This is a genomic window from Bradyrhizobium sp. Ai1a-2, from assembly GCF_000426245.1.
Lineage (GTDB): Bacteria > Pseudomonadota > Alphaproteobacteria > Rhizobiales > Xanthobacteraceae > Bradyrhizobium.
Genome location: NZ_AUEZ01000092.1, coordinates 1 through 26,891, shown reverse-complemented (window position 1 = coordinate 26,891; position 26,891 = coordinate 1). Strand labels below are relative to the sequence as shown.

The 26,891-nt window shown below is 62.3% G+C and carries 27 protein-coding genes; 18 read left to right on the top strand and 9 right to left on the bottom strand.

What is annotated here, in order from left to right; genetic code table 11:
- From K288_RS53815 to K288_RS47725, 3 genes are all read left to right on the top strand, one after another.
- Nucleotides 1-204: hypothetical protein (locus tag K288_RS53815; RefSeq protein WP_027584028.1), on the top strand; the 204-nt coding region annotated here is incomplete at its 5' end.
- Nucleotides 201-623 (top strand): hypothetical protein, encoded by a 423-nt coding sequence (locus K288_RS0136975; RefSeq protein ID WP_027584027.1) that lies wholly within the window; start codon nucleotides 201-203, stop codon nucleotides 621-623. The genes K288_RS53815 and K288_RS0136975, both read left to right, overlap by 4 nt.
- A 54-nt stretch (nucleotides 624-677) precedes the next feature.
- On the top strand, nucleotides 678-2,318 hold the full coding sequence (locus K288_RS47725; protein ID WP_051334953.1) for a DUF262 domain-containing protein: 1,641 nt from the start codon (nucleotides 678-680) through the stop codon (nucleotides 2,316-2,318).
- 102 nt (nucleotides 2,319-2,420) lie between these two features.
- On the opposite strand, the gene K288_RS0136965 is transcribed toward K288_RS47725, so the two are convergent.
- A complete protein-coding gene (locus K288_RS0136965) occupies nucleotides 2,421-3,077 on the bottom strand; it encodes a DUF3102 domain-containing protein (protein ID WP_152535852.1) in 657 nt (218 codons plus the stop codon).
- A gap of 408 nt (nucleotides 3,078-3,485) precedes the next feature.
- Between K288_RS0136965 and K288_RS49900 the strand changes: the two genes are divergently transcribed.
- Nucleotides 3,486-3,935 carry a hypothetical protein gene (locus K288_RS49900; RefSeq protein WP_051334952.1) on the top strand — a complete coding sequence of 150 codons (450 nt, stop codon included), beginning with the start codon at nucleotides 3,486-3,488 and terminating at the stop codon, nucleotides 3,933-3,935.
- Nucleotides 3,936-4,093: 158 nt separating this feature from the next.
- Here K288_RS49900 and K288_RS0136955 read toward each other — a convergent pair whose 3' ends face one another.
- From K288_RS0136955 to K288_RS0136935, 5 genes are all read right to left on the bottom strand, one after another.
- Nucleotides 4,094-4,741 carry a recombinase family protein gene (locus tag K288_RS0136955; RefSeq protein ID WP_027584025.1) on the bottom strand — a complete coding sequence of 216 codons (648 nt, stop codon included), beginning with the start codon at nucleotides 4,739-4,741 and terminating at the stop codon, nucleotides 4,094-4,096.
- Nucleotides 4,742-4,927: 186 nt separating this feature from the next.
- Nucleotides 4,928-5,365: a hypothetical protein gene (locus K288_RS0136950; RefSeq protein WP_027584024.1), complete on the bottom strand. Its 438-nt coding sequence runs from the start codon at nucleotides 5,363-5,365 to the stop codon at nucleotides 4,928-4,930.
- Entirely contained in the window at nucleotides 5,350-5,916 is a 567-nt protein-coding gene (locus tag K288_RS0136945) for a hypothetical protein (RefSeq protein ID WP_027584023.1), read from the bottom strand. Before K288_RS0136945 ends, K288_RS0136950 begins: the two co-directional genes overlap by 16 nt.
- Before the next feature lie 414 nt (nucleotides 5,917-6,330).
- The gene (locus tag K288_RS0136940; RefSeq protein ID WP_027584022.1) at nucleotides 6,331-7,689 is read right to left on the bottom strand and encodes a DNA primase family protein; all 1,359 of its coding nucleotides are present in this window, start codon (nucleotides 7,687-7,689) and stop codon (nucleotides 6,331-6,333) included.
- A 286-nt stretch (nucleotides 7,690-7,975) separates the two neighbouring features.
- Entirely contained in the window at nucleotides 7,976-8,359 is a 384-nt protein-coding gene (locus tag K288_RS0136935) for a hypothetical protein (protein WP_027584021.1), read from the bottom strand.
- A gap of 434 nt (nucleotides 8,360-8,793) precedes the next feature.
- On the opposite strand from K288_RS0136935, the gene K288_RS53810 reads away from it, so the two are divergent.
- From K288_RS53810 to K288_RS0136905, 5 genes are all read left to right on the top strand, one after another.
- On the top strand, nucleotides 8,794-8,952 hold the full coding sequence (locus tag K288_RS53810; RefSeq protein WP_160169049.1) for a hypothetical protein: 159 nt from the start codon (nucleotides 8,794-8,796) through the stop codon (nucleotides 8,950-8,952).
- Between the two features lie 164 nt (nucleotides 8,953-9,116).
- Complete coding sequence (locus tag K288_RS0136920) at nucleotides 9,117-10,760, top strand: AAA family ATPase (RefSeq protein WP_027584020.1); 1,644 nt, start codon at nucleotides 9,117-9,119, stop codon at nucleotides 10,758-10,760.
- Between the two features lie 558 nt (nucleotides 10,761-11,318).
- Nucleotides 11,319-12,431: a YihY/virulence factor BrkB family protein gene (locus K288_RS0136915; RefSeq protein ID WP_027584019.1), complete on the top strand. Its 1,113-nt coding sequence runs from the start codon at nucleotides 11,319-11,321 to the stop codon at nucleotides 12,429-12,431.
- Between the two features lie 156 nt (nucleotides 12,432-12,587).
- Complete coding sequence (locus tag K288_RS0136910; protein ID WP_027584018.1) at nucleotides 12,588-14,078, top strand: EAL domain-containing protein; 1,491 nt, start codon at nucleotides 12,588-12,590, stop codon at nucleotides 14,076-14,078.
- A 224-nt stretch (nucleotides 14,079-14,302) separates the two neighbouring features.
- A complete protein-coding gene (locus tag K288_RS0136905; protein ID WP_027584017.1) occupies nucleotides 14,303-15,157 on the top strand; it encodes a TIGR01459 family HAD-type hydrolase in 855 nt (284 codons plus the stop codon).
- Nucleotides 15,158-15,313: 156 nt separating this feature from the next.
- On the opposite strand, the gene K288_RS0136900 is transcribed toward K288_RS0136905, so the two are convergent.
- Entirely contained in the window at nucleotides 15,314-15,709 is a 396-nt protein-coding gene (locus tag K288_RS0136900; RefSeq protein WP_016844467.1) for a response regulator, read from the bottom strand.
- Nucleotides 15,710-16,054: 345 nt separating this feature from the next.
- Here K288_RS0136900 and K288_RS0136895 point away from each other — a divergent pair, with 345 nt between their 5' ends.
- Entirely contained in the window at nucleotides 16,055-17,038 is a 984-nt protein-coding gene (locus K288_RS0136895) for a bifunctional riboflavin kinase/FAD synthetase (protein WP_027584016.1), read from the top strand.
- The gene (locus K288_RS0136890) at nucleotides 17,035-17,586 is read left to right on the top strand and encodes a sugar O-acetyltransferase (RefSeq protein ID WP_027584015.1); all 552 of its coding nucleotides are present in this window, start codon (nucleotides 17,035-17,037) and stop codon (nucleotides 17,584-17,586) included. Before K288_RS0136895 ends, K288_RS0136890 begins: the two co-directional genes overlap by 4 nt.
- A 21-nt stretch (nucleotides 17,587-17,607) precedes the next feature.
- On the opposite strand, the gene K288_RS0136885 is transcribed toward K288_RS0136890, so the two are convergent.
- Both K288_RS0136885 and K288_RS0136880 read right to left on the bottom strand, forming a co-directional pair.
- Entirely contained in the window at nucleotides 17,608-18,042 is a 435-nt protein-coding gene (locus tag K288_RS0136885; protein ID WP_027584014.1) for an RES family NAD+ phosphorylase, read from the bottom strand.
- 9 nt (nucleotides 18,043-18,051) lie between these two features.
- Nucleotides 18,052-18,396, bottom strand: coding sequence for an MbcA/ParS/Xre antitoxin family protein (locus tag K288_RS0136880; RefSeq protein WP_027584013.1), 345 nt, complete (start codon nucleotides 18,394-18,396; stop codon nucleotides 18,052-18,054).
- A 265-nt stretch (nucleotides 18,397-18,661) separates the two neighbouring features.
- Between K288_RS0136880 and ileS the strand changes: the two genes are divergently transcribed.
- From ileS to K288_RS0136845, 7 genes are all read left to right on the top strand, one after another.
- Nucleotides 18,662-21,661: an isoleucine--tRNA ligase gene (ileS, locus tag K288_RS0136875; protein WP_027584012.1), complete on the top strand. Its 3,000-nt coding sequence runs from the start codon at nucleotides 18,662-18,664 to the stop codon at nucleotides 21,659-21,661.
- A gap of 12 nt (nucleotides 21,662-21,673) precedes the next feature.
- Nucleotides 21,674-22,168, top strand: a complete 495-nt coding sequence (lspA, locus tag K288_RS0136870) for a signal peptidase II (protein ID WP_027584011.1) — start codon at nucleotides 21,674-21,676, stop codon at nucleotides 22,166-22,168.
- Between the two features lie 103 nt (nucleotides 22,169-22,271).
- Nucleotides 22,272-22,994 (top strand): hypothetical protein, encoded by a 723-nt coding sequence (locus K288_RS0136865; RefSeq protein ID WP_027584010.1) that lies wholly within the window; start codon nucleotides 22,272-22,274, stop codon nucleotides 22,992-22,994.
- A 104-nt stretch (nucleotides 22,995-23,098) separates the two neighbouring features.
- Nucleotides 23,099-24,487, top strand: a complete 1,389-nt coding sequence (locus K288_RS0136860) for a pitrilysin family protein (RefSeq protein ID WP_027584009.1) — start codon at nucleotides 23,099-23,101, stop codon at nucleotides 24,485-24,487.
- A gap of 59 nt (nucleotides 24,488-24,546) precedes the next feature.
- Nucleotides 24,547-25,911: a pitrilysin family protein gene (locus tag K288_RS47710; protein WP_084800014.1), complete on the top strand. Its 1,365-nt coding sequence runs from the start codon at nucleotides 24,547-24,549 to the stop codon at nucleotides 25,909-25,911.
- Nucleotides 25,912-26,125: 214 nt separating this feature from the next.
- Nucleotides 26,126-26,545: an alternative ribosome rescue aminoacyl-tRNA hydrolase ArfB gene (arfB, locus tag K288_RS0136850; protein WP_027584008.1), complete on the top strand. Its 420-nt coding sequence runs from the start codon at nucleotides 26,126-26,128 to the stop codon at nucleotides 26,543-26,545.
- 69 nt (nucleotides 26,546-26,614) lie between these two features.
- Nucleotides 26,615-26,891 (top strand): IS5 family transposase (locus K288_RS0136845; protein ID WP_043161691.1); only part of this gene is annotated, 277 nt, incomplete at its 3' end.

Here is a 26,891-nt window from a genome sequence, read left to right as displayed (position 1 = left end):
GCCGCCAAGCTTTCGGCTGCGCACGAGACGACGACGCGGCGCGTGCTCGCCATCGCGCGAGCCAACCCCGGCCGTCCGTTCGTGTGCGTATGCGGCGAGACCATCGACCCGTTCGATCCGGCGATGGAGGCGCTGCACCGTCCACACGTGTTCGTCGCCGGACTGGATCTAGTCAAGCGCATTTCATGGAGGGTTGACCGATGAGCGATGGTGTCGTTGCGCTCGGCGAGGCGGTACGGATCGAAGGCGACGCCTTGATCAGCTTTCGCGGCTCTGGCCCGGCGCAATTCCGCATTCAGCACACCCGCGACGACGGCGGCCAGCCGGATGACCTCACTTGGTGCGACGTCAGCCAAATCTGCAATGGGGATATTGCCGACCCGAGGACGGCGGTCGGCAAGGACAGTATGGTCCCGCTACTGGTCGACACGATCGACGGTGACCGCGACATCCGCTATCGCCGCTACAAGGCGGACTGGCTACGTGTCTTGCCGCTCGACGATGACGATGAGGAGATGCGCGAGCGGTGCGCGCGATATGCGATCGTGATCGGGCCGCCCTCGCGAGACCGTTGGGCTGGTATCGACACACCGCGTGAATTATTGCGTGGAAAATGTTCTTGACCGACTCATCTCCCCCAGTATCAACCTGCTCTGGTACAACCGGGGGTTTTGGGGATGGCAGGGGATACCTTAACCATACGTGGACTAGTGGAGCGCGTCCTGAGCGGGACTATTCGCATTCCAAAGTTTCAGCGCGGATTTGTCTGGGAGCCCGAGAAGGTCGCATTTCTAATGGATAGCATCTACCGGGGCTATCCTATTGGTTCAGTCCTCTTCTGGCGAAGTAGCGAGAAGCTCACCGGTGAAAGAAACCTCGGACCGTTTCAGCTTCCCGAACCATCAAAGAAGTGGCCAATCGATTATGTGCTCGATGGACAGCAGCGTATCACGTCCTTATTCGGGGTCTTCCAAACTTTGCTTCAACCGATCGAGGAAAGCGATGCGTTTCAGGTCTATTTCGATCTGAGTGCCGATGAGGGCGCGCTTGAAGATCAATTCGTCGCGGTTTCGGGACAGGGTGGCGAGGGGATTCCGAACTTATTTCCCTTGCGGCTTTTGTTCGATCCGGCGGCTTTTGCGATTGCGACGCGCGATCGCGATGCAAACACGTTAAATCGCCTTGTAGAGCTACAACGCCGGTTTCAAGAAGCGCAGCTAAAAAACGAGATCATTGAGTTCGACGACCGAGAGCAAATTGCCATGATTTTCGAGCGCGTGAATCGCGCGGGCATACCGCTTGACACATTCCAGTTGCTCACCGCTTGGACCTGGAGCGATGAGTTTGATCTCAATGAGAGAGTTCAGCAACTCGGTTCAGAAGTTAGCCCCTATGGTTTCTCTAAGATTGGAGACCAACAAGACCTGTTGATGAAATGCACAGCTGCAGTGATCGAAGGCGACGCTAGCACCAAATCCATTGTCTCGCTTCATGGACCGACAGTTCGATCCAAGTTCGAGGTGATACAGCGTGGCCTCTTAGGTGCGATAGAGTTTCTTAGACATGAATTAAAGGTGCATTCACTTGAAATCATGCCCTATCCAGCAATGCTGGTGCCGCTGTGTCGCTTCTTTGCGACTGAGGCGGTCTCTGGCTTTCATCCGAGCGCAAAGCAACGTCGCGCGCTGGTTCGATGGTTTTGGCGAAATTGCCTTGCCCGCCGCTATTCGGGTGGCGTCAATCAAAACCATGCCGCTGATATTGCATGGATGGATGAACTAAAGAGCGACGAGAACGCGACGGTCAACTTTGAGGCTCGACTAGATCCATTCCATTTCTTAAACACCTTCAATATTGGAACGGTGAACACCAAGATTTTTATCCTACTGCTAGCTTCAAGATATCCTCGCAGTCTGGTGTCCAACGCCAAGGTAAATCTCAGTGATGTACTTCTCCGCTGCAACCGAAACGAATTTCATCACATCTTTCCAAAAGCTCATCTGCTATCGCAGGGCGAACAAGGCGCAAATTGGATTGCTAACTTCTGTTTCTTGTCGGCCGCCGACAATCAGAAGATCAAGGATAAGAGTCCTAGTGAGTACCACAAATTGATCAAACCCGAACATAGGGACGATGTCTTCAAGCGAGCCATGTTACCGGAGAAATGGCATCAAATGACATACAGAGACTTCATTGGCGCGCGATTAGCTCTACTGACAATGGAATTGTCCAAGCTCTCTGGCCTCCCAGTCGATAAAGAGAGTGACGAATATTTCAAGCGGCTTCTCGCTAGAACAGGCCTGGCCGTAGGATCATGAACGGGCGGCAGCGGCCTGATGTGAACCCGCGCGCCGACCAGGGCGCGCGGCGGAAAGCACGAGCGGGTGGCCGCGCTGTGGTTTGCGGAAATACGCGAACTGTCACTGAACCGAGTCGATCGAATCGATTGCCGTCTTGAGGTCTGCAAGCGCTTGCAGCGCGCACGTCACGCGAAACAAATCCTCACCTCGTGTTCGCAGGGACTCGGCGACCTCCTTGGCAGTGTCCTCGTCGGCAAGTAATTCCGCGAGCAACTCGAGGCTTTCGATGACGCGATGGGCTTGCCGTCGTCTTGCAGTCGCCGTTTCAGAGACCGTCATCGATTTGCCTGCCTCGACCACGCGAACGTACCTAATTGCAGGCACGCGCGGGTTTTCTTTCGCATAGACCGGGACAACAGTCCTCGGCTGCGGTTTGGCGACACTGACGTAGCTCGGGCTAATGATCGTTTGCGTATAGGTTCGGACCGACTCAAAATCGTCTCGTGTCATATCCGGATTGATCGACCCGTCAGCAACACGGGCATTAAATTCTGTGTCGGACAGTAGCGTTAGCCGGTACAGCAGGTACCAGCTCGGCGGCAAAAGCTGCGCATGCGCAGGATTTGTCAGTCGCAGATCACGGGCAATCTTCATCAGACGATCCGCTGTCGAGGCCCCGAAGGGCAGTTCGTTCGCGACCATCCGCTCGAACTGCCCGTGCGCCAGCCTTTCCTTGGCGGTAATGAGCAACTGACCGCACTTGATGATGCTGCGCACGCTTGACTGCCATGCCGTGCGTATCTGCCTTGCCCAATGAGTTGTCGTCGTGTTTTGAGACATGTGCGACCATCCTCTGATCGCCACGCGGCCAAAATGGCAGCGCAGGCTGCCGCGCCCGCAAATGGCGTGTGAATTTTCGAGAAGATGGTCGCGGCTCGAACTTTGGCTGGCGAAGTGACCTCGGGCTCGGGCTCTGTGAGCGCTGGCGCTGGGTATTGGCTCTGCTGGCGTCGAGATGCCGCATCGCGCGACCAGTGATGAGACTACACGCGACGGCGCGGTTGTCAAATCCATGCGATCGGCCACGCATCCACAGCCCACGATCCGTAGTGGTTCGGTGCCGCCTCGATCCGCAGCAGATTGATAATTTGCCAGCGGTTCACGCACGCGCTTTGATGGGCGGTTATGCTGACCCGCCGCCGCGACAAGAACCATGACCTTGAGCACTGGACGATCCGATTCGGCGACATCGACGTGGGCCACATCAGCCTGCGCGCCGGCGTCCCTCGCGCCGCGCCGCAATGGGGCTGGGCCTGCGGCTTCTATCCCGGCACCGAGCCGGGCCAGCATCGATACGGCGCTGCCGCCACCTTCGATGACGCCCGCGCCGCGTTCGCGCAGGCATGGCAGAGGCTCGCCGCGACCAGAACCGAAGCCGACTATCGGGCGTGGCGCGACAGCCGCGACCGCACCGCTTGGAAATACCGGATGCACGATTTGCACCTGCCGCTGCCGACACAGCGGCCGGACGGAGTTGCGCGATGCTTCTGCGGCGAGGTGATCACGAGCGCCACGATGGACAATCACGTGCTCGGCGCACACCGGGGCGACGTTCGATGGCGATCTCGACCTTGAAAAACCGGGTCGCCGCGCCACCCGGTTTTGGCCGGTCGGTCGATGCTCGAAAATTCCGAACCGTGCGCCGAGGGGGAGCCCCCGGCCCCCGGAACAAAATCCCACGTCGTCGGAATCAACCCCGGGGTGCTGATCACGTCGCGAGATGAGGTTTGGTGTCAGCGCAGCTTGAGCCGATCAAGCAGGCGCATAACCGTGACCGATGACCATTGACCGCCGCGCTGCGTGGTGTGGCCGCCTTCGTTCAGGTGAGCTGCGATGCGGCGGGTCGACAGGTCCTTGATCGGCTCGACGACAGAGCGCAGAGACTCGGCGTATGCGTTGGCGGCCTGCTTGTTTGCGGTGCCGCCAAGCGGATTGCCGAGCTTGACGCCGCGCGCCTTGGCGGCGGCCAGCGCGTCGCGCGTGCGTTGCGCGATCACGCGCCGCTCTTTCTCGGCAATCGCGGCATAGACGTGGAGCATGAACGGATCAACGTCCGGTCCGAGCTCGGCGACGACGAAGGGCACCTTCTCGCACATCAAGCCCGAGATGAAATGGACGTCACGGGACAGCCGGTCGAGTTTGGCGACGATGATCGGACCACCGAACTTGCGCGCGGCTTTGAGAGCAGCTGCGAGCTTTGGCCGCCGGTCGAGCGCGTCATGGCCCTTGCCGGTCTCGACCTCGACGAACTCGGCGGCGATCTGCAGACCCTCAGCCTTGGCAAATCGCGTGACCGCCTCGCGCTGGGCGTCGAGGCCGAGGGCCGATCGGCCCTGCCGGGCAGTCGAGACGCGGCCATAGAAGATTATTCTGGGTTTCATGCGAGGCTTTGCTACAAGCTAACGAACGTTTACTTGTTGCAATACCGTGGAAGTGCCTGCGGTGACAGGGTTTTTGGCGGCCAAAGCGGCCTCATAGATGGCCGTCAGACGCGGCATCAGGGCAGGTTCTGGGGCGTTCGGCCTGCCTTCACAGGCCGGAGCCCGAAAAACTTCGCCAGCGAGCCGCTAATGCGATTTGCCGGCCGGTGGAGAAGGTCCCGTCAGGCGATCGATCGCGGCGCGGATGCGATCGGTCGAGGTCGGTGCCGGCGTGACCTCATGCTGTCGTTCGACGATGTCAACCCGGATCGGGCTATCGAGCGCGAGCAAAGCGCTGCGGCGCTCGGCGATCCGCACGAGCAATTGCCCGGCCGCCGTATCGCCGGAAAGCGCCTTCGCGAAATAAGCCCGGTGCAACAGGTCGAGCCGTTCGAGTTCGAGCCGCGCGGTGCGTACGCGAAAGCCCGCATCGATGTGCGCCAGCATCCGGTCAATGACGCGCTCAACTTCGGCGGTGCTGATGGAAAACTGTTTGGCGATGGCGCGCACGCCCACGCCGGTCAAACGCAGCTTTACGATCTGATCGTCGCGCTGATCGTCGACGAGTTCTACGATTTCGTCCATTGCGACCCTCGGCCGATCAGAATTGCTTCCTGGCGCTCGATCTCGGCGGCAACCCTATCATACTTCGCTGCGGCCGTATTCCAGCGCGGCCGTGGCGGCAACGGCGATAGCGGCGATGGATCGGCCTTGATCTTGCCGCGCAGTTTGGCAATGCGACCGAGCGCAGACCAGCGGCGACGATGGACGTGGCGAGAGCTGTGATCCAGACCACAGCACAGGCGGCACGAAAAAATCCCGCCGTTCTCGATCAGGTGTACGCAGCGACGCGAGCACGCGGGGCACAGCATTCCGGCACGAACGAGAAAGCCGCATCGCTTCGGGTCGAGCGCGACCATCTGCCGCCGATCGGCCGTCTCGATGATCAAGCGCGTCGGCTCGGCGCGGATCGTGGCGACAAAGCCGTTCGTCCATCGCAACGTCGTCACGACACCCGCGACCGTCCCGCCATCGCGAGCGAGCGCGAGCACGCAGACACGTGGGTGTCGTTCGATCAGACGATGATCCGGCCAGACTTCGCGGCGTCGGCCGCTTCCGAATTTTCGGGTCCGCATAGCGGACATGCTACCAATTTGGTGAAAGCGACGCGATTGGGACGTAGCGCGCTGTCACGGCGACGCGAAGTCCTTCCTGCGAGCTCCGATGTGTTCCGCAGGGAAAAGGCGCGCATAGGGCAGGTGCGCTTGTCGACGGGCCTTTATTCCATGCGCGCAGCGCCTGACGGCGCTGATCCCGCCGCGTCAACGGCGGCGTCTGTCACCGCGTCACTGGGACCGTTCTACTTCTTTTCTACAAATACCATTTATTCCCCTCCATCACGTACATAGGCCTTTACGTGGTGACACTGGTGACAAAGAGAGTAAATCATTGAAGGAAGGGCGAGAGCAACTGTCACCGGGCAGCGAAAATCGACTGGTGACGAAGTGGTGACGAGCGGGGTTTGTCACTGGATCGACCACCGTTGCCAGTCACTCGTCGGGTGACGCTTCGTCGGTAGTCTTGCGCAGCAGGCCGATGCCGTTGTAGCGCCAGCGCCGGGCACCGCCGTACGGTTTGGAACGATATTGCGTGCGCTCGATCTCAGGCACCACCGCCCGCAGTGCCTTGCCGAAGGTGGCGGCATCGCCCGGATTGTGGCCGCGCTGGTCGCACCACACCTTCCAATCATCGAACAGCGTCATGGTATCCACCCATGCCATGCTGTCGATTTCGCACTCCTCCGCGACGTAGGTCTTGATTGGGGAGACTGTGTCGGCGAACTCCTTGACCATACCATCCGCACTGCTGGGCTGGATAAGGTGGCCGCGCTGGCGCAGCCGGTCGCGGCCATCAAGAGCGAAGTTCAGAATGCCCGACAGCTCCGCACGAAGGTTTTCTTCGAGCTGACGATCCTCGCGACCCACCCAGCTTTTGACGAGGCGCAGGATGATGAAGCGACCGGCAAGCGCACCGGACGGGTCGCGCAGCTTCGGCAGTTCGTTGGTGATGATGGTGAAGCGCACGCCGAGGGGCGCGGTCCACACCGACGTGAATTTGCGGTCAATCGACACGCAATCCTCGCCTGACAACGACAATAGCCGCTCTGCGATCATCATCACCTTGTCCTTGGTGTCGAGCCGCGCATCCGACACCACGGCGACCAGCTTGCCGATCAGAACCTGCAGGCCGAATGCCCGCCCGAAGTCCGAGAGCGAGAAGCCGGCGTAGGCACTGACGCCGACCAGTTGGCGCAACAACCGCGCGATGATGCCCTTGCCGCCGCGCGTGGGTCCGACCAGCATTAAAATCTTATGCTGCGAGGTGTCGCGGCCGAGGCAATAGCCGTACCACTCGCCCAGGGCCTCGATGGACTGTCGGTCGTTGTCCCACAGGGCGCGCATGAAAGTATCCCAATGCTCGCGCTTCGCGTTCGGATCAAAGATCACATCGGTGCCGGTGAGCGAGAAAAAATTCGGCGTCGGCGGATTCAACTCGCGCCGCGCCATGTCCAACAGACCGTTGCCGACCGGCAGCAGGTCAACAGGATCGGCAGCGATGGCGTACTCGCGCTCGATCCACGCCGGTGCTTCAACCGCGTCGTCGAGATGACAAACCGCTGCCAGCGCATCAATCACGGCGCTGACGTGCTTCGGCTGCGGTTTGAACTCGCCCGTGCCGGTGCGGGCCTCATCGAGATAGTGCCAGACGCGCGCGCGAAGCGCCGCCTCCGACAGCTTGTCGTAAAACGAGCCGTTCCACAGAAACCACTCGTCGCGCCAGTGGTGAAGGACACGGCTGTCATCGTTATGCCGAAAGCAGTCGTCGACAAGCTGCTCGGCGGTCGGCATCGGCGTGTTCGGGCTGAGAACCACGCTCCCGATGGAAGGTTTTCCACGCATGGCAAGTTCCTCGACTTTTTCGAGGTCCTACGCGCGGGCAGCGCTCTTGCTTTGCCGATGTAGCTTGCTATTTTGAGCGCGGCATTTTCCTCGGTGCCACACTCATTCATCCTCAGCTTGTTAGCTACCTCGATTGGCCCTGCGCGCCCGCGTGGGGCCTCTCACTTTTCACGCTCATGATGATCTCCTTTTGCAGTCCAAATCCTCATTGCCGCCGCGTCGCGAGCACGCCGTGTCACACACACGTCATGCCGATTGTCTGTGCGCGTCTGGTGATGTTCGTAGCAAGGTCACATTCACCGACGTGCGCAAGCCATCGCGCTAAGCCCACCTCTGTCATCCAGATGTGGCATAGCTCGATATTACCGTCGCCCCGCGCCCGCGAGTGGTATGTATCGCGGAAGCCGATGACAAAGCCCTTACGTTGCAGGCTTGCGAGCGCGCGCTTGACCGCGACATGTTGCGTATTGTTGCAAAGGCGGTTGCCGTCATCGTCGGGCGACACATCGTAAACGTCACATGCAACCGTGAACGTTGTGGGTGGACGCTTGTCCGCTCCCTCACGCCACTGGATCACCTTCAGGCACGCCCGCTCCACCGATCCTAAGCCACGGCTCATGCTGCTGATCTCCTAAGTGTTGCCCAAGTTACGACTGCTGTGGGTTGGGCAACGCTTACTCTTGATCACGACCGCCTCCCTTCGATTTTGCCGGCGATGAACGCGCGAACATCGCCGACGCGGTACAGCGGCTTGCCGAGCACGCGCTGCCATTTCAACGGGTGACCCGCCGTCGCTCGCCATGCCGGCGGCGTCGCTCGCGAGCGGCGCAACACAGCGGCGACCTCGTCGCTGGAGAGCCATGCACTATCGGGTAAGCAATCAAAGTCGAACCTGACTGGTGCCGGCACGCCGAACGTGCCCCGGCGGTCGCGACGGGGCTTCCTTGGAATCGGCTTGCGGGGGCCGTTTGAAACGCGCGCAGCCGGCATCGCTAGGTCAGGCATGGCTATAACCCTCTCTCAGAAGAAAGATCGTTCGGCGGGACGTCTCAAGTGGCGATTGGCCTTTTGCGTGAAGACCGCCTCGCCTTGGGCTCAATGATTGGCGGCACCATCGCCAATGTTGATCACGATACGCGATTGCCTGCCAAGGTCAAGCCATTGAAATTCAATAGAAAATTCTATTGGCGACGATTCCGGATTTCTCAGTAAGGGCTGGCATTTAGCGAGGATCGCAGCGATGTCGCCGCCATTTCGACATTGCGGGCAGAAGCGTAGCGATCCGCCGATTGCCCAAGAGAAGCCGATAATCGTCAGTGGCTTGCACGCAAGGCGCGAGCCTGCCAGTAATTTAGGCGGGCTTGGGGGATTCCTCGTTGAAGATTACGCGCGTCCAAATTGAAAATTGGCGGTCGATCAAATACGTCGACTTCTGCCCCGAGGATATCTGCATCCTCGTCGGGCCAAACAACGCTGGCAAAACCAACATCCTGTCGGCGATCAACTTCATCCTCGGGGAGCGCTGGCCGATGCCCGCGAACCTCGACGACTCGGACTTCTACGGGCGCAACCGCGACAACAACGTCCACATTCGGCTCTGCTTAGATCACCCGTACTTTTCCCAAATCGACTTCGACACGTCGAAATCGCAGTACGCACTGAGCGCGCTTGACAACCAGGGCAGGCTGGTTCGGCGCTTCACAAACGCGGACCGGGAAGACCTTGCCTTCGCCTACGTGGATGCTGGCCGCAACTACGAGAGACAGTTCTCGACCTCGCGCTGGTCGATCTTCGGCCAGGCCCTGCGCCATCTCCATCAGACCCTGAAGGACAGTGGCGAGCAGTTGACCAAGCTCCGCGAGGCGCTGAACACCGCCCACGTCCTCCTGCAGACTGACCAGTACAAGGCCTTCGAGAAGGAGCTGAAGGACGCGTTCGCGTCCCAGCTCAAGACCGCCCGGTACGACGTGTCGTTCGAGTTTCGGACGCTCGAGGAGACCAACCTCTACCGCAGCCTCTATCCGACGCTCGTCGAACGCGGAGTGGCGAGGAATCCATTGGAGGTCGGTTCAGGCGTGCGCAACGTCTTGGTGCTCGCGCTGTTCCAAGCTTTCGCGAAGTCTTTCCGAGGTGATGCCGTGCTCGGGATCGAGGAGCCCGAACTGTACCTGCATCCGCATGCGCAGCGCAGCCTGATGAAGCAGTTCGAGATGCTGGCGGATGCAGGCAACCAGCTTTTCATCTCGACCCACAGCGCCCACTTTCTGGACGTGGCCCGAAGCGACCGCATCGTGCTGGTGGATCGCTGCGAGGACGAAGATGACGAAGTCTGCACCCAGGTGACAACGGCTTCCAGCGAGGACCTGCTGAAGGCCCGCAAAGAGCTGCACCCTCAGCGTGAGATGACGGTGGAGACGGTCCGCGCCTTTATCAGGAACGTACGAACGGCCGAGATGACCGAGGCGTTCTTCGCCCGTGTCGTCATCGTGGTCGAAGGTTCTACCGAGCGCGAAGCGATCCCGGTGTTCGCCAAGGCGCAGGGCCTCGACTTCGACGAGCATGGCATCTCGATCGTGTCGGCGGGCGGCAAGCCCACTATCGACACCCTGTCCCAGCTTTACGCCGTACACGGAATCCGGACGTACATCGTGTTCGACAACGACGGCGGCAAGTCATCGGAGAAGGCCGCCAACCGCAGCCTGTGCCGTCTGCTCGGGCTGCAAGAGGCGGACGAGCCGGCGGCGTGCGTGAAGGATGGCTATGCAATCTTGCAGGGTAATTGGGAGACGCAGTGCCGGGCGCATGTCGAGGCGAACGAGGCGGGCCTGTATGACCAGCTGGAGGCAGAGGCACGAGCCGAACTCAGCATCTCGGGCGACCGCAACAAACCCTTGGTGGCACGGTTCATCGCCGAGGCCCTCGTGCAGCGAGGACACGTCCCCCAGTTCATCAAAGACATCCTCGACGAGGTGAGAAAGAAGCTGCCCGTCACTCCTGATCCGGCGGGTATCTTCGGCTAACAACGTTCAGATGGTTCTGCCCGCGACGATGGCGACGACGGCATCCGCGCCGCCGACAAAGGGATGCAATGACAAGGCGCGTGAGACTAGGGCCCATTGGGGCCTACCGGTTTTCGGTAGACCTTTTTCTTTGCCCAAGAATATCAGGCAAACGACTGAAAAACCGGTATTTTTTACGATTGTGGACGGTGCGGAAATAGGGCTGGACGTCCAAGTCCACACGACTTCGCCGTCCATGAGTGCCACGCTCGTCAGTCGTGACACTCACGTCCACCGCATCTCACCGCAACGTTCGTGACGATCGCGAGCCGCCCCTCATCCGCCGTGAGACGCGCGGAGTTAAATCACTGATTTGCCCGACGACGGAAGCGGAATGTTTTTCGCAGCAGGGGTGGACGAGCCAAATCACCCTGGAATCGCAAGCGAATTTTCTCTCGTCATTCCGGGACTTCGCGCAGCGATGAGCCCGGAATGACGGCGGAGGTCGGGGGCTTCCGGAACATTCAAATCCGGCTCACGTTCATCCTGAACCAGGGCAACGCTGGCTGGAGGAAACCGATGTCCGACGCGCGTTCCGGACAGGGCGGGAATTGGCTCTTGATCGCGGCGACGACGATCCTGCTTTTTCTCGTTCATCGCTATCTTCAGGCCGATCCGAAGCCCGCGCCGGCTCGCCACACCCTGGACCCCTCGACGGCACCGGGCCGTTTCGTGCGCGAACTGGCCGAACCCGGCAGGGGACGCCGCGCGGCGAGCCCGCTCCAGATTCCGCTCGCGGGCTGGAAGGACATCCTGTGGCGCTGCTATCAGCGCATCAATGATGACCGGCTGCTCGCGACCGCCGCAGGCGTCGTGTTCTACGGCCTATTGGCGGTGTTCCCGACCATCACCGCGCTGGTCTCGTTTTACGGGCTCTACGCCGATCCTTCGACCATTGCCAGGAATCTCGAGACGCTGGCGCTGATGCTGCCGGAAGGCTCGTTCCAGATCGTGCAGGATCAGATCGGCCGGGTGCTCGCGAAGGGCAGCGGCGAGTTGGGCGTGACCTTCCTGTTCGGGCTCGCGCTCGCGGTCTGGAGCGCCAACGCCGGGATGAAGGCCGTGATCGACGCGCTCAATGTCGCCTATGACGAGCGCGAGACGCGCGGCTTCATCCGATTGAACCTGATCTCGCTCGCCCTCACCCTCAGCGCGATCGCGGCTCTGCTGGTGATGGTGAGCGCGGTGGTCGTGCTTCCCCTGCTGGTCGATCGTGTCGGCCTGAAGCCGGAAAGCCAGCTTCTTGTCAGCCTTGCGCGATGGCCTTTGTTGTTCCTGATCCTGGCGGCTGGGCTCGCGGTGCTCTACCGGCATGGACCGAACCGCCGTGCGCCGCGCTGGGAATGGCTCAGCGTCGGGACGCTGGCATCGGCGCTGCTCTGGATCGCCGGCTCAGCGGCGCTGTCCTGGTATCTGTCGAATTTCGGCAACTACACGGCTACCTATGGATCGCTTGGCGCAGCAATCGGGCTCATGATGTGGATGTGGATGTCGACCAGCATCGTGTTGCTGGGGGCGGAGCTGAATGCGGAGATCGAGCACCAGACCGCGGTGGATACGACCGTAGGCCGCCCGAAACCGCTCGGTCGCCGCGAGGCCGTGATGGCCGACACGCTGGGGCCGGCGGTTTGATCGTCCCCAAAAGAACGCTTGCCTGCCGAATCAAACTTGATGGTACAGTGGTCCCGCTTGGGGGAGCACAGACAGGACCGCGCCGAAAGGGCCCGTGTTTTCCCGGATGGGACAGCCGAGGTGGACGGCCAAACTTGAGGGCATAACGCGCGCGACATGATTCGCATTTCGACGATCTTCATCGCCATCTGCATGGTTCTGGTCGCTGCTTCGCTTGGCCTTGTGCTCTATTCGGTGGCGGGCATCAGCGGAACCGAATCGGCCATCGTGGCGCTGACTGCGCTGACGTTCCTGATCCTCTACAACGCCGTGTCGATGCGGCTGCGCGACCGCTCCGATGTCGGCGGCCAGATCGCGGACCTCTCCCGCGGCACGGCCGATCTCGCCCGCCAGGTCGCCGAATTCGGCCGCAGGCTCGCCGCTGTCGAGGGCCGCCTGGTGTCGGCGAATTCCGCCGGCGCCGATCGCCTGCAGGCCGTGGTCGGCGAAATCAACGAGCTCGGCAACCTGGTCAAGCATCTTGCGGCCTCGGTCGCCAGCCATGAAGACATGCTGGCGACTGCCGCGGACGCCGCTGCGAGTGCGCCTCCGAGCAAACCCGTGGCCGAGCCAGAACCGGAGCCACGCGCTGCCGTTGCAGCTCCGGTAGCCGGCGCCGTGTGGAGCGCCGCCACTCCGACGACGATCCAACAGGTTTTCGCCGCACCGGCGCCGCCGGCGCCCGCTCCGGCCGAAGCCATTGCGGCCTCGCACAGCCCGACCCAGTTCGTCACCACCATCAAGAATGCAATCGACGCTAACCGGCTCGACATCTACCTGCAGCCGATGGTGACGCTGCCGCAGCGCAAGGTGCGGTACTACGAGGCGGTGACGCGGCTGCGCGACGAACGCGACCAGATCATCGTGGCCGACGATTTCATCGGCGCCGCGGAAGCCGGTGGCCTGATCGGACGCATCGACCACATGGTGATGCTACGCTGTGTGCAGGTGCTGCGCCGGCTGATGGTCCGCAACAAGGATGTCGGCGTGTTCTGCAACGTCTCTGCAGCGACGCTCGGCAACACCGTCAATTTCACCCAGTGCCTGGATTTCCTCGAGGCCAATCGCGCGCTGGCGCCATCCTTCGTGCTCGAATTCAAGCAGTCGACCTTCCGCAATCTCGGCCCGGCCGAGAGCGAGCATCTAGCCGCGCTGTCGCAACGCGGCTATCGGTTCTCGATCGACCATGTCAGCGACCTCCGTTTCGAGCCGCGCGAGCTCGCCGATCGCGGCGTGCGCTTCATCAAGGTGCCGGCGGCGTTGCTGCTCGATCCCAGGCAGAGCTCGACCTCGGATATTCACCCCTCGGACCTGTCCGACCTGCTCGGCCGCTACGGCATCGATCTGATCGCAGAGAAGATCGAAGGCGAGCGCGCCGTCGTCGACCTGCTCGACTACGACGTACGGTTCGGCCAGGGGTTCCTGTTCGCGCCGCCGCGGCCGTTGCGGCCTGAAGGCGCATCTGCTACCGCCGGGGCTTCTTCGCCCAAGCCGCAGGAAGCCAATGGCGCCAGCACTCCCGTTCCCCAGAATAGCCCCGTCATCGACCCGCCGCCGCGGGTTACCGGCAACGCCGCGCTGGCGCGCCGCGTCGCGGGCCCGAGCTAAGGCATGATGCGGCTGGAGCGACGTGTTACCGCGTCGGCGGTGCCCCCCTCTCCCACAGGGAGAGGTCGCGCCAACGGCGCGGGTGAGGGGTTACGCTCTCTCGTGGGACCTGTTCCCCCTCACCCGGCGCTGCGCGCCGACCTCTCCCCGGTGAGGAGAGGTGGGAGACTGCGGCCACGACGCTCGACACAACGATCACCTCACCCCAGGCAACACGCGTTCTCATGACCTCACTTCACTTTGTCGAGCGGCTGCGCGACGTCATTGGCGACGTCGACGTGGTGCTCTCCGACGTCTGGGGCGTGGTGCATAACGGGCTCGAGTCGTTTCCCGAGGCCTGCGAAGCGCTGCATACGTTCCGCCAGCAGGGCGGCACCGTCATCCTCATCACCAATGCGCCGCGGCCGGCCGATTCGGTGCAGCGTCAATTGCGCAAGCTGGGCGTAGCCGACGAGACCTATGATGCGATCGTCTCTTCCGGCGACCTTACCCGGCATTTCGTCGCCGAGCATCCCGGCAAGAAGATCCACTGGGTCGGCCCGGAGCGCGACTCCTCGATCCACCGCGGCCTCGATGCGCCGCTGACAGCGCTGGAACAGGCGGACTACATCATCTGCACCGGCCTGTTCGATGACGAGACCGAGACCCCGGAAGACTATCGCGCGATGCTGTTGAAGGCGCGCGAACGCAGGCTTTCACTGATTTGCGCCAATCCCGATATCGTGGTCGAGCGCGGCGACCGGCTGATCTATTGCGCGGGCGCGATCGCCGAGCTGTATCGCGAGCTTGGCGGCGAAGCGATCTTCTACGGCAAGCCGCACCAGCCGATCTACGAGCGCGCGATGCAACTGGCGGCCGAACGCCGCGGCCGTCCGGTCGAACTCAATCGCGTGCTGGCGATCGGCGATTCCGTGCGCACGGACATTGCGGGGGCCAAGGGCTTTGGCATCGACTGCCTGTTCGTGACCCGCGGCATCCATTCCGAGCAATTCGAAGGCGTCGACCAGCTCGACCCGGACACGGTAGTGGAGCTGTTCGGCCATCCGCCGAAGGCGCTGATCCGGGAGTTACGGTGGTAGGGCTGGCGCCACTACGCTCCCTCGCCCCGCTCTTGCGGGGAGAGGGTTGGGGTGAGGGGCTGCCTCCGCAAATTGGATAGATGTGAGTTCGTGGTGAGTCCCCTCACCCGGCGCTACGCGCCGACCCCTCCCCGCAAGAGCGGGGCGAAGTGGAATTTACGCCGTGGCCATGTCCGGGAAGACCGCCTCGATCTTGGTCTTCAGCGTCGCGGCGTTGAACGGCTTGACGATGTAGTTGTTCACGCCGGCTTTCTTGGCCGCGATCACGTTCTCGGTCTTGGACTCCGCCGTGATCATGATGAAGGGCGTGGTGGCGAGGTTGGGATCGGCGCGGACTTCCTTCAGCAGGTCGTAGCCGGTCATCGGCTCCATGTTCCAGTCGGAGATCACCAGACCGTATTTCTTGCCGCGCATCTTGTTCAGCGCCGCGGAGCCATCGGAGGCGTCGTCGATGTTCTCGAAACCGAGCTGCTTCAGAAGATTCCGGATGATGCGGATCATGGTGCTGTAGTCATCGACCACCAGGACCGGCATGGACAAATCAACCGCCATCTTCTCTCCCCCAAACACGCTACTGACGCTTGCGCGAAAAAACCAACAGGCCTGCGCGGCCCGCATTCCTCGCCCGCAGCAGTAGCATCATGCGTTAAACAGCGCGTTAACCGGCCTGGGACGGATTGCATCCGTTTTGACGCGATTTCGCCCGCTTGACTTCGGTAGTCCCGGCAAGCCACGGTCCGGCCGCACGCGTTCATGATCCGATTGGAAGAGATCGGATCATGATCTCATCTCTTTGTTCGAGCATGATCTTTTCGGAAAACCGGCCTCCCCTTCGCGCTACCCCGGCCGGATCATGCTCTGGTCGGCGCTTAAGAATTCCTGAAGAATCGTAACCAAATGACCACTCGTTTTACCGTTATTCGCGACAATACCCCCCAAAGCGCGATCCCGAGGGGGACCGTGGTGGCGATGGGCAATTTTGACGGCGTCCATCTCGGCCACCGCGCCGTGATCGAGGCCGCCCTGCAAATGGGCAGGGCGCATGGGAAACCTGCGCTGGCGCTGACTTTCGAGCCGCATCCGCGCAGCTTCTTCAGCCCGAATACACCGCAATTCCGCCTGACCGACGAAACCAACAAGCTGCGCCTGCTCGCAGGCACCGGGCTTGACGGCGCCGTGGTGATGACCTTCGACAAGAACCGCGCCGGCACCAGCGCGCAGGATTTCATCCATCATGACCTGATCGAACGGCTCGGCGTCAGCGGGATCGCGGTCGGCTACGACTTCCATTTCGGAAAGGGTCGCGTCGGCTCACCAAGCCTCCTGGTCGCCGAGGCGCCGCGGCTCGGCATCGAGGTCGACGTCCAGGCCCATGTCGATATCGAGGAGCGGCCGGTTTCCTCCAGCGCGATCCGCATGGCACTCGCTGAAGGCGAGGTCGCGGACGCCACCGCGATGCTGGGCGGTCCCTGGTTCGTCACCGGCGAGGTGATCCATGGCGAGAAGCGCGGCCGCGATCTCGGCTATCCCACCGCCAACATCCGTCTCGACAAGAACTGCGGCCTGAAGCACGGCATCTATGCGGTGCGGGTCGGTCGCGGCAAAGGAAAAGATCAGGCACGCATCGACGGCGTCGCCAGCTTCGGCCGCCGCCCGACCTTCGACAATGGCGCGCCATTGCTTGAAGTGTTCCTGTTCGACTTCAAGGGCGATCTCTACGGCAATTTGCTCGACGTCGCCTTCATCGGCTTCATCCGCGATGAGCTGAAATTCGACAACATTGAAGGGTTGATCCGACAGATGGACGACGACAGCGCCCGCGCCAGGGCGCAGCTCGCCGCCGCCCCTGAGGCGTTCCCGAAGCTCGGAGCGATCGATTGAGCAAGACCGAAAAACAAAAGATGCTGGCGGGCGAATTGTATCGTCCGGGTGACCCGGAACTGCAGCTTGATGCGGCCGCCAACAAGGCCTGGCTCGCGCGCTACAACGCGGCGCTGGCCGCGCCGGTATCCGAGCGGCATGCGCTGCTGTCGGAACATTTCGGCCATGTCGGCAAGGGCGCCGTGATCCGTCCGCCGTTCTTCTGCGACTATGGCTACAACATTCGTTTGGGCGAGGAGGTCTTCCTCAATTTCAACTGCGTCATTCTCGACATCGTCGAGGTTGTCATCGGCGACCGCACCCAGATCGGCCCCGCCGTGCAGATCTATGCCGCCGACCATCCGCGCGATGCCGAGACCCGGCGCACCGGCCTCGAATTCGGCCGACCGGTGCGGATCGGCCGTGACGTCTGGATCGGAGGCGGTGCCATCATCCTGCCCGGCGTCTCGATCGGCGACGACGCGGTGATCGGCGCCGGCAGCGTGGTCACGCGGGACGTCGCCGCGGGCCAGATTGTCACCGGAAATCCGGCGCGGGCCCGTCCGTGATGAGTTGCTCGGAGCGCCCGGCTACCCGAGAAGGCGGGAATCGAACGGAGCTCGAATAATTTCGGCCACGCTGACCTTGGCCGCGTCTCGATGCGCAGGATTAAAGAGAAAGTTCTGGCTCTGGCTGATCGCCGACGGCACTTGCAACAACGAGCTCGAGGAGCGGTCAATCCAGCGATCGCCAATATCCCGTGTGATCATCGTCTGAGATCGCCAATCAACAGGTAAGTCGGCAACCACTTCAATTGCGATGTCCGACGGAAGCTCGACACGAAGGAGTTGGTAGCTCGCAGGAATGAGGTCGCGATCCATATGGACCAGCATCTCAAGTGGCGCGCTTGACGGATGATCCGCCAGATAGACGATCCGTCTGCCCTGCGAATGCCACCGCCCGCCAGTCCTCAGGCCACCAATCCCCGAAAGATCCGGGTAGTTCGATATCCGCCAAAGCTCCATGTCGTGAGCTCAGGCGAAGATTCCGTGATCTATCCGCTCTAGCATTTCGCGGACGACCGCCGTGCCAAGTTCGTCCTTGAGGAGGTCGATCGGTCTTTGACCTGACAACGTGGCATTCGGACGCTTCAACCAAGTAGTCGCTTTCTTTTGATCGCCGAAAACACGGTCTGCAAGCGTCTTGATTTCGATCGTCCTGACAAGGCCCTCGGGTGCAAGCGTCGGCTCGACGATGCTCTGCGCTGCCGCGTCGTCGCGCATGGATTGCAGCATGGAATCGATATCGACGTTGGAATCGCCTTGTCGGCGAAGCTCCTTCAGCTTCTCATATACCTCGGCCAGCGGTTTGGCGCTCATGAATTCTCTCCAATAATCAATAGATTAGTATCTTTGGTAAAATCCGCAATGGTGTCGGCTTGGTCCGCTCACCAGCCTTTGCGATTTCCCGTTCCGGCTGCTATGGAAGGCCCCATGTTGATACGGCGCATCATCGGCATTAGCGGCCCGGCTTCCGCCTGAGCTCTCAAGGCTCGGCGCGAGACCGGGATTTTCATGTTCCTCCCGCGATAGATCGCTAAACGCGCCCATCCCATCCCAGCTAAGCCAGACCCAAACCTGACCGATGTCCGAAAAGCCGCAAAAGTCCGACGCCAAAGACTATTCCAAGACCCTGTTCCTGCCGCAGACCGAATTTCCGATGCGCGCCGGCCTGCCCCAGCGCGAGCCGGAAATCCTCAAATATTGGAACGAGATCGACCTCTACGACAAACTGCGCCAATCCGCGAAGGGGCGCACCAAGTTCGTGCTGCATGACGGCCCGCCCTATGCCAATGGCAACATCCATATCGGGCACGCGCTGAACAAGATCCTGAAGGACGTGGTGACCAAGAGCCAGCAGATGCTGGGCTTCGATTCCAACTACGTGCCAGGCTGGGACTGCCACGGCCTGCCGATCGAGTGGAAGATCGAGGAGGAGAACTACCGCTCCAAGGGCAGGCAGAAGCCGGATTTCCGAGACTCCACGGCGATGGTGGCATTCCGGAAGGAGTGCCGCGCCTACGCGACGCACTGGATCAACGTGCAGCGCGAGGAGTTCAAGCGGCTAGGGGTGATCGGCGACTGGGATCATCCCTATGAGACGATGACCTATCCCGCGGAGGCGCAGATCGCGCGCGAACTGATGAAGTTCGCAGCCAACGGCACGCTCTATCGTGGCTCCAAGCCTGTCATGTGGAGCGTGGTCGAGAAGACCGCGCTGGCGGAAGCCGAGGTCGAGTACGAGGATTACACCTCCGACATGGTGTGGGTGAAATTTCCGGTCACCTCGCCCGCGCATGGCGTCTTGGCGAAAGCGAGCGTCGTGATCTGGACCACGACGCCATGGACGCTGCCCGGCAACCGCGCCATCAGCTTCTCGCCGAAGATCGCCTATGGCCTCTATGAGGTCACCGATGCGCCCGCCGACAACTGGGCGAAGACGGGCGATCTCCTGATTCTCGCTGATGCGCTGGCGGAAAGCGTGTTCAAGCAGGCGCGCGTCACCGCTTACGAGAAGGTGCGCGAGCTGCCGGGCGATACGCTCGATGCGGTGGAAACCGCTCATCCTCTCAAGGGCTTTGCGGGCGGCTACGAATTCACGGTCCCGCTGCTTGCGGGCGATCATGTCACCGACGACACCGGCACCGGCTTCGTGCACACTGCACCGAGTCACGGCCGTGAAGACTTCGACGTCTGGACCGCGAATACACGTGAGCTCGATGCGCGCGGCATCAACACCGCGATCCCCTATACCGTGGACGAGAATGGCGCCTTCACCCATCAAGCCCCGGGCTTCGAAGGCAAGCGCGTGATCAACGACAAGGGCGAGAAGGGCGACGCCAACGAGGCCGTGATCAAGGCGCTGATCGAGCGCGGCATGCTGCTCGCACGCGGACGACTGAAGCACCAATATCCGCATTCCTGGCGCTCGAAGAAGCCGGTGATCTTCCGTAATACGCCGCAATGGTTCATTGCGATGGACAAGCCGATCGCGACGGACGGCAAGGCAAAACCCGGCGACACGCTGCGCGCCCGTGCGCTGCAGGCGATCTCGGTGACGCAATGGGTGCCGCCGGCGGGCCAGAACCGCATCAACGGCATGATCGCGAACCGTCCCGACTGGGTGATCTCGCGCCAGCGCGCCTGGGGCGTGCCGATCGCTGTGTTCGTGCGCGAGAAAGGCGACGGCTCGGCGGAGATCCTGCGGGACGAGGCAGTCAACCAGCGCATCGCTGATGCCTTCGAGCAGGAAGGCGCGGATGCCTGGTACGCGAACGGCGCGCGCGAGCGCTTCCTTGGGTCGCTGGCCAATGAGGACTGGAAGAAGGTCGACGACATCCTCGACGTCTGGTTCGACTCCGGCTCGACGCACGCCTTCGTGCTGGAAGACCCCGTGCACTTCCCGGGCCTTGCCGGCATCAAGCGCAAGATCGACGGCGGCGACGACACCGTGATGTATCTTGAGGGGAGCGACCAGCATCGCGGCTGGTTTCATTCCTCGCTGCTCGAGAGCTGCGGCACGCGGGGACGCGCACCCTATGATGTCGTGCTGACCCATGGCTTCACGCTGGACGAGAACGGCCGCAAGATGTCGAAATCGCTCGGCAACACCGTCGAGCCGCAGAAGGTGATCAAGGATTCCGGCGCCGATATCCTGCGGCTGTGGGTCTGCGCGACCGACTATTCCGACGACCAGCGCATCGGCCCGGAAATCCTGAAGAACACCATCGAGACCTATCGCAAGCTGCGCAACACGGTGCGCTGGATGCTCGGCACGCTGCATCACTTCAAGCCGAGCGAGAAGGTCGCCTATGGCGAGATGCCCGAGCTCGAGCGGCTGATGCTGCATGAGCTTGCCGGCCAGGCCGCGATCATCCGCAAGGCCTATGCCGAATTCGACTACAAGACCGTGGTCGCGAGCCTCGCCGCATTCATGAACACTGAATTGTCGGCGTTCTATTTCGACATTCGCAAGGACACGCTCTATTGCGACCCGCCGTCCTCGGTCGCGCGCAAGGCGGCGCTGACCACGATCGACATGATCTGCGATGCGCTCCTGAAATGGCTGGCGCCGGTGCTCAGCTTCACCGCCGACGAGGCGTGGCGGATGTACCGGCCCGACGCGGAGCCTTCCGTGCACCTGACGCTGTTCCCCGAGGGGCTGGAGAAATTCCGCGACGAGCGGCTCGCCACCAAATGGGAGACCGTCCGCGACATCAGGCGCGTCGTCACCGGCGCGCTCGAGATCGAGCGTGCCGCCAAGAACATCGGCTCGTCGCTGGAAGCCTCGCCGCTGGTCTACGTCTCCGACCAGGAGATGCTCGACACGCTGTTCAACGTCGACCTTGCGGAAGTCTGCATCACCTCGAACGCGATGGTGACCAACCAGGACGCGCCGGAGCATGCATTCCGCCTCAACGACGTGCCGGGCGTTGCGGTGGTGGTCGAAAAGGCGGTCGGGCGCAAATGCGCGCGCTCGTGGAAGATCCTGCCCACCGTCGGCGAGGACGCCGAATATCCCGACGTCTCTCCGCGCGACGCGCAGGCGTTGCGGGAGTGGAAGGCGCTGGGCGTTGCCGTGTAACTTGCCCGCATGATCCCTCCCCTGCGCGCCGGCATCATCGCGGCGGTCATTACGCTGATCCTCGACCAGGCGTCGAAGCTCTGGCTCCTGTTCGTGTTCGACCTTCCCCGCCAAGGCGTGGTGAAGGTGACGCCGTTCTTCGACCTGGTGCTGGCGTGGAACGTCGGGATCAGCTTCGGCTGGTTCCAGAGCGACAGCCCGACGGCCCAGCTCCTGCTGATGGCGGTCAAGGCGATCGCGGTGGTGGCGCTGGCGGTCTGGATGGCGTACTCGCGTACCCTGCTTGCGACGGTGGCGCTCGGGCTGGTCATCGGCGGCGCGATCGGCAACGCCATCGACCGCTTCGCCTACGGCGCGGTGGTCGATTTCGCCCTGTTTCACATCCAGATCGGGGAAAAAACCTTCAATTGGTACGTGTTTAACCTCGCGGACGTGGCCATCGTTGCTGGGGTAGCCGCACTATTGTATGATTCCTTTCTGGGGGTACCTGCCGCAAAAGCGCCCTGATCGGGGCCGATACGGCCCTCAGCGAGCGGGTAGGATTTCAAGCGCGGAACCGTGTCTAAGCCGGTGATCGCCTTAACGAATTCTAAAGAGTGGGGAAAGCGCGATGCGCCACACTGAAGCCAACGCCTCACAAGCCAACACCTCGACCGCCTGGAAAGCGCTGATGCATGGATTGCGCTTCGCCGCGGTCGCCGTCGGCATCGGCCTTGTGATGGCCGCAGGTCCCGTGCGGGCAGGCGACGATGACGACGAGGATGACAAGACCTTCGAAGAGAAGGTCATCGAAGGCATCATGAAGGGCCTCGGCGGCACCAACATGGAGAACCGCGGCATCGACTACCGCGAGCGCTCGCCGCTGGTCGTGCCCCCCAATCTCAATTTGCCCGCGCCGGCGGCTTCCGCTGAGGCCAAGGTGCCGAACTGGCCGAAGGATCCCGACGAGACGCGCCGCAAGGAGGCGATCAAGGCACGGAAGAACACCAACAAGGATCCAATCGAGGCCTCGCGGGTGCTGAAGCCGAGCGAGCTCGCGCAGAAGAGCGACAAGAAGTCTACCGGCGGCGAGTCGGTCGACCAGCCCGGCGGCAACCCCGGCGCCAATGCGATCCTCTCGCCGTCACAGCTCGGCTATGAAGGCGGCTTCAGCGGCCTGTTCGGTGGCAGCAAGACCGAGACCGCCCCCTTCAAGGGCGAACCGAACCGCGAGTCCCTGACCCAGCCGCCGCCCGGCTACCAGACGCCATCGCCGAACTATGCCTATGGCACCGGGCCGAAGGAATCGCTCAACAAGGAATACAATCCGTCCCAGGGCAAGTATGGCGATTAATTAATCTCGTCTCTCGCCTTCGTGACGATAACAGATTTGAGCGCAGCCTATGATGCCGCTATTACCCGGAGCAATTTTGCTCCGGGTTTTTTAGATAGGTCCTGATGTCCCAGCACCGCCTTGTGGTTTCGCTTCTTGCCGGGTTGCTTTCGACGGCATCTCTCTCCGCCTCCAGCGCCATTGCCCAGACCACGATCACCTCGGAACGCCCCGCAAGCTTCACGCTTCACAACGGCCTGCAGGTGGTGGTGATCCCCGATCATCGCACGCCGGTTGTGACGCAGATGATGTGGTACAAGGTCGGCTCCGCCGACGAGACCCCCGGCAAATCGGGACTGGCGCATTTCCTCGAACACCTGATGTTCAAGGGAACGGCCAAGCACCCGGCCGGCGAATTCTCCCAGACCGTGCTCAGGGTCGGCGGCAACGAGAACGCCTTCACCTCGACCGACTACACCGGCTATTTCCAGCGCGTGCCGCGCGAGCAGCTCGGCAAGATGATGGAGTTCGAGGCCGACCGGATGACAGGCCTGATCCTGCATGACGAGAACGTGCTGCCGGAGCGCGACGTCGTGCTGGAAGAATACAACATGCGCGTCGCCAACAATCCGGATGCGCGGCTGACCGAGCAGATCATGGCGGCGCTCTATCTCAACCACCCCTATGGCCGTCCGGTGATCGGCTGGCATCAGGAGATCGAAAAGCTCGACCGCGAGGACGCGCTCGCCTTCTACAAGCGCTTCTATGCGCCGAACAACGCGATCCTGATCATCGCCGGCGACGTCGACGCGAGCGAAATCCGCCCGATGGTCGAGAAGAATTTCGCCGACATCCCCGCGCAATCCTCGATCCCTGCAAAACGACTGCGTCCGCAGGAGCCGCTGCCGGCCTCCCCGCGCACGGTGACGCTGGCAGATCCGCGCGTCGAGCAGCCGACCATGCGCCGCTACTACCTCGTCCCGTCGGCCGCCACCGCCTCCGCAGGCGAAAGCCCCGCGCTCGACGTGCTTGCGCAACTGATCGGCGGCAGCGCCAATTCCTATCTCTACCGCTCGCTGGTGATCGACCGTCAGCTCGCGATTTCGACCGGCGCCAATTACCAGGGCACTGCGCTCGACCCGTCGCAGTTCATCATCTCCGCATCGCCGAAACCCGGCGTCGACTTCGCGCAGATCGAGGACGCCATCGACAAGGTCATTGCCGATATCGCGCGGAACCCGCCGCGCGCCGAGGACCTCGAACGCGTCAAGACCCAATTGATCGCGGAATCGATCTACGCGCAGGACAACCAGGCGATGCTGGCACGCTGGTATGGCGGCGCGCTCACCACGGGTTTGAGCATCGACGACATCAGGAGCTGGCCCGACCGTATCCGCTCCGTCACCGCCGAACAGGTCCGCGAAGCCGCGCAGAACTGGCTCGACAAGAAACGTTCGGTGACCGGTTACTTGATCAAGGACACCGCGCCCAAACACGAGGAGAAGCGCTCGTGAACTATTCTCTCACACGGCGTTCGGTCCTGATCGGCGGCAGCGCGCTCGCGCTGACGACGATGCTCGCATCGCGCCCGTCGCAGGCTGCAACCCGGATCCAGCACCTGGTTTCGCCCGGCGGAATCGAGGCCTGGTTCGTGCAGGATTCGACCGTGCCGCTGATTGCGATGGAGTACGCCTTCGGCGGCGGCGCCAGCCAGGATCCCGCTGGCAAGCCCGGCGTCGGCAATCTGGTCGGAGACCTCCTCGACGAAGGTTCCGGCGATCTCGACTCCAAGACCTTTCATGAGCGGCTGGATCGCCGCGCCATCGAATTGAGCTTTTCCTCGACCCGCGACAATTTCCGCGGCTCGTTGCGCATGCTCAGGGACAACAAGGACGAGGCCTTCGACCTCTTGCGCATGGCGCTGACCTCGCCGCGCTTCGAGGCGCCCGACGTCGAGCGCATCCGCGCGCAAGTGCTATCCAACCTGCGCCGCGAATCCACCAACCCAAGCTCGCTTGCAGGCCGCAAATTCCTCGAAGTCGCGTTCGGCGACCATCCCTACGGCCGGGGACCCCAGGGCACGCTCGAGACCGTCCCGACGATCGAAATCGCCGAGCTCAAGGACTATGTCCGCCGCGTGCTCGCCAAGGACACGCTCAAGGTCGCGGTGGTCGGCGATGTCGATCCGGACACGCTCGGCAAATTGCTCGACAAGACCTTTGGCGGCCTGCCGGCCAAGGCCACGCTGACGCCGGTCGCCGACATCGTCGCGGCCAAGCCGCCGCAGCGCGCCCTCATCCCGCTCGACGTGCCGCAGACGGTCGTGACCTTCGGCGGCCCCGGCATCCGCCGCAACGAGCCGGACTTCATGCCGGCCTATGTCGTCAACCACATCCTCGGCGGCGGCGGATTGTCCTCGCGGCTTTACCGCGAAGTGCGCGAGAAGCGCGGGCTCGCTTACTCCGTCTACGAAGCAATGGTCTGGATGGAGCATTCCTCGCTGTTCATCGGCAATACCGGCACCCGCGCCGATCGCGCCAGCGAGACGGTGGACGCGATCGAGAAGGAAGTCCGCCGCATGGCCGAGGAAGGCCCGACCCAGAAGGAACTCGACGAGGCGAAGTCCTATCTGAAGGGTTCGCAGATGCTGGCGCTCGACACCTCGTCGAAGCTCGCAGGGGCGATGCTGCAGTATCAGATTGACAAACTGCCGATCGACTACATCGAGAAGCGCAACGCCATCGTCGACGCAGTGACGCTGGACGACGCCAGGAAGGTGTCGCAGCGGCTCTGGGGCCAGGGCCTGCTCACGGTCGTCGTCGGCCGTACCCCGCACGCCGCGGCCCAACCGGCCAGCTCGCCATCAGCCGCGACGCCACCGGCCGCGAGCCCATCGTCCGGCGCGCCTTCCGCAGCAAAACCATCCGCGCCGAACTGAGTGAGTGCCGTCCGGCCGCGAGTGCGGTAGCCCGGGTGAAGCGCCAGCGTAACCCGGGGACCGCTCGCAATGTGGACACAGGTGTCCCGGGTTACGCGTTCCGCTCCACCCGGGCTACAAGCTCCTCGGGATGACGTTCTGTGCTCGCGGAGCATGTGCACAGGAAAACCGCTATGGTGCGACGGACGATTCCTGCCCGACCACCGGTGATGCCATGCTGCGGGTTGCCCGCGACCTCTCCATTGACGAGAACGATATCGAGATCGGCTTCGTGCGCGCTTCGGGTCCGGGCGGGCAGAACGTCAACAAGCTCGCGACCGCGGCGCAGCTGCGGTTCGACACAAGCAGAATCACGCTCGCCGAGGATGTCCGGGCGCGGCTGGTCCGGCTGGCCGGCCAGCGCATGACCAAGGACGGCGTGATCGTGATCCACGCCCAGCGCTTCCGCACGCAGGAACGCAATCGCGCCGACGCGATCGAGCGCCTGCTCGAACTGTTACGCGAGGCCATGGTGCGGCCGACCCCACGCCGGCCGACCAAGCCGACGCTCGGCTCCAAGCAGCGCCGCCTCGAAGGCAAGAAGCGCCGCGGCGACATCAAGGCCCGGCGCGGTACGCGAGGGTTCGAGGACTAGGTGGTGTGGACTCTAAGGATTCCCTTTTAGGAGCAAATCAGATTCAAGGCTGCTTTTGGGGAGGCGGCCTTGGGTGTGATGGATCGTTTGGTTTTGAGCGACGCGGCGTGGGAGCGGATGGCGCCGCTGATCATAGGTCGTCCCGACCAGAAGGGCTCGACCGGGCGCGACAATCGGATGTTTGTTGAAGGCGTATTGTGGATCGTGCGTACGGGTTCTCCGTGGCGCGACCTTCCGGAAGTGTTCGGGGATTGGAACAGCGTATTTCGGCGCTTCAGTCGATGGAGCATCAAGGGCGTTTGGTGGCGGATCTTCGAGGCGATGTCCGATGATCCGGACTTCGAAT

Coding starts and splice junctions, on each gene's coding strand:
- K288_RS0136895 (WP_027584016.1), top strand. CDS start 16,055: ATGACCACTCGTTTTACCGTTATTCGCGACAATACCCCCCAAAGCGCG.
- K288_RS0136900 (WP_016844467.1), bottom strand. CDS start 15,709: ATGGCGGTTGATTTGTCCATGCCGGTCCTGGTGGTCGATGACTACAGC.
- K288_RS0136910 (WP_027584018.1), top strand. CDS start 12,588: ATGATTCGCATTTCGACGATCTTCATCGCCATCTGCATGGTTCTGGTC.
- K288_RS0136935 (WP_027584021.1), bottom strand. CDS start 8,359: ATGAGCCGTGGCTTAGGATCGGTGGAGCGGGCGTGCCTGAAGGTGATC.
- K288_RS0136940 (WP_027584022.1), bottom strand. CDS start 7,689: ATGCCGACCGCCGAGCAGCTTGTCGACGACTGCTTTCGGCATAACGAT.
- arfB (WP_027584008.1), top strand. CDS start 26,126: ATGCTGCGGGTTGCCCGCGACCTCTCCATTGACGAGAACGATATCGAG.
- K288_RS0136880 (WP_027584013.1), bottom strand. CDS start 18,396: ATGAGCGCCAAACCGCTGGCCGAGGTATATGAGAAGCTGAAGGAGCTT.
- K288_RS0136885 (WP_027584014.1), bottom strand. CDS start 18,042: ATGGAGCTTTGGCGGATATCGAACTACCCGGATCTTTCGGGGATTGGT.
- K288_RS49900 (WP_051334952.1), top strand. CDS start 3,486: ATGCTGACCCGCCGCCGCGACAAGAACCATGACCTTGAGCACTGGACG.
- K288_RS0136860 (WP_027584009.1), top strand. CDS start 23,099: ATGTCCCAGCACCGCCTTGTGGTTTCGCTTCTTGCCGGGTTGCTTTCG.
- K288_RS0136955 (WP_027584025.1), bottom strand. CDS start 4,741: ATGAAACCCAGAATAATCTTCTATGGCCGCGTCTCGACTGCCCGGCAG.
- K288_RS0136945 (WP_027584023.1), bottom strand. CDS start 5,916: ATGCGGACCCGAAAATTCGGAAGCGGCCGACGCCGCGAAGTCTGGCCG.
- K288_RS0136915 (WP_027584019.1), top strand. CDS start 11,319: ATGTCCGACGCGCGTTCCGGACAGGGCGGGAATTGGCTCTTGATCGCG.
- ileS (WP_027584012.1), top strand. CDS start 18,662: ATGTCCGAAAAGCCGCAAAAGTCCGACGCCAAAGACTATTCCAAGACC.
- K288_RS47725 (WP_051334953.1), top strand. CDS start 678: ATGGCAGGGGATACCTTAACCATACGTGGACTAGTGGAGCGCGTCCTG.
- K288_RS0136975 (WP_027584027.1), top strand. CDS start 201: ATGAGCGATGGTGTCGTTGCGCTCGGCGAGGCGGTACGGATCGAAGGC.
- K288_RS47710 (WP_084800014.1), top strand. CDS start 24,547: ATGCTCGCATCGCGCCCGTCGCAGGCTGCAACCCGGATCCAGCACCTG.
- K288_RS0136905 (WP_027584017.1), top strand. CDS start 14,303: ATGACCTCACTTCACTTTGTCGAGCGGCTGCGCGACGTCATTGGCGAC.
- K288_RS0136950 (WP_027584024.1), bottom strand. CDS start 5,365: ATGGACGAAATCGTAGAACTCGTCGACGATCAGCGCGACGATCAGATC.
- K288_RS0136865 (WP_027584010.1), top strand. CDS start 22,272: ATGCGCCACACTGAAGCCAACGCCTCACAAGCCAACACCTCGACCGCC.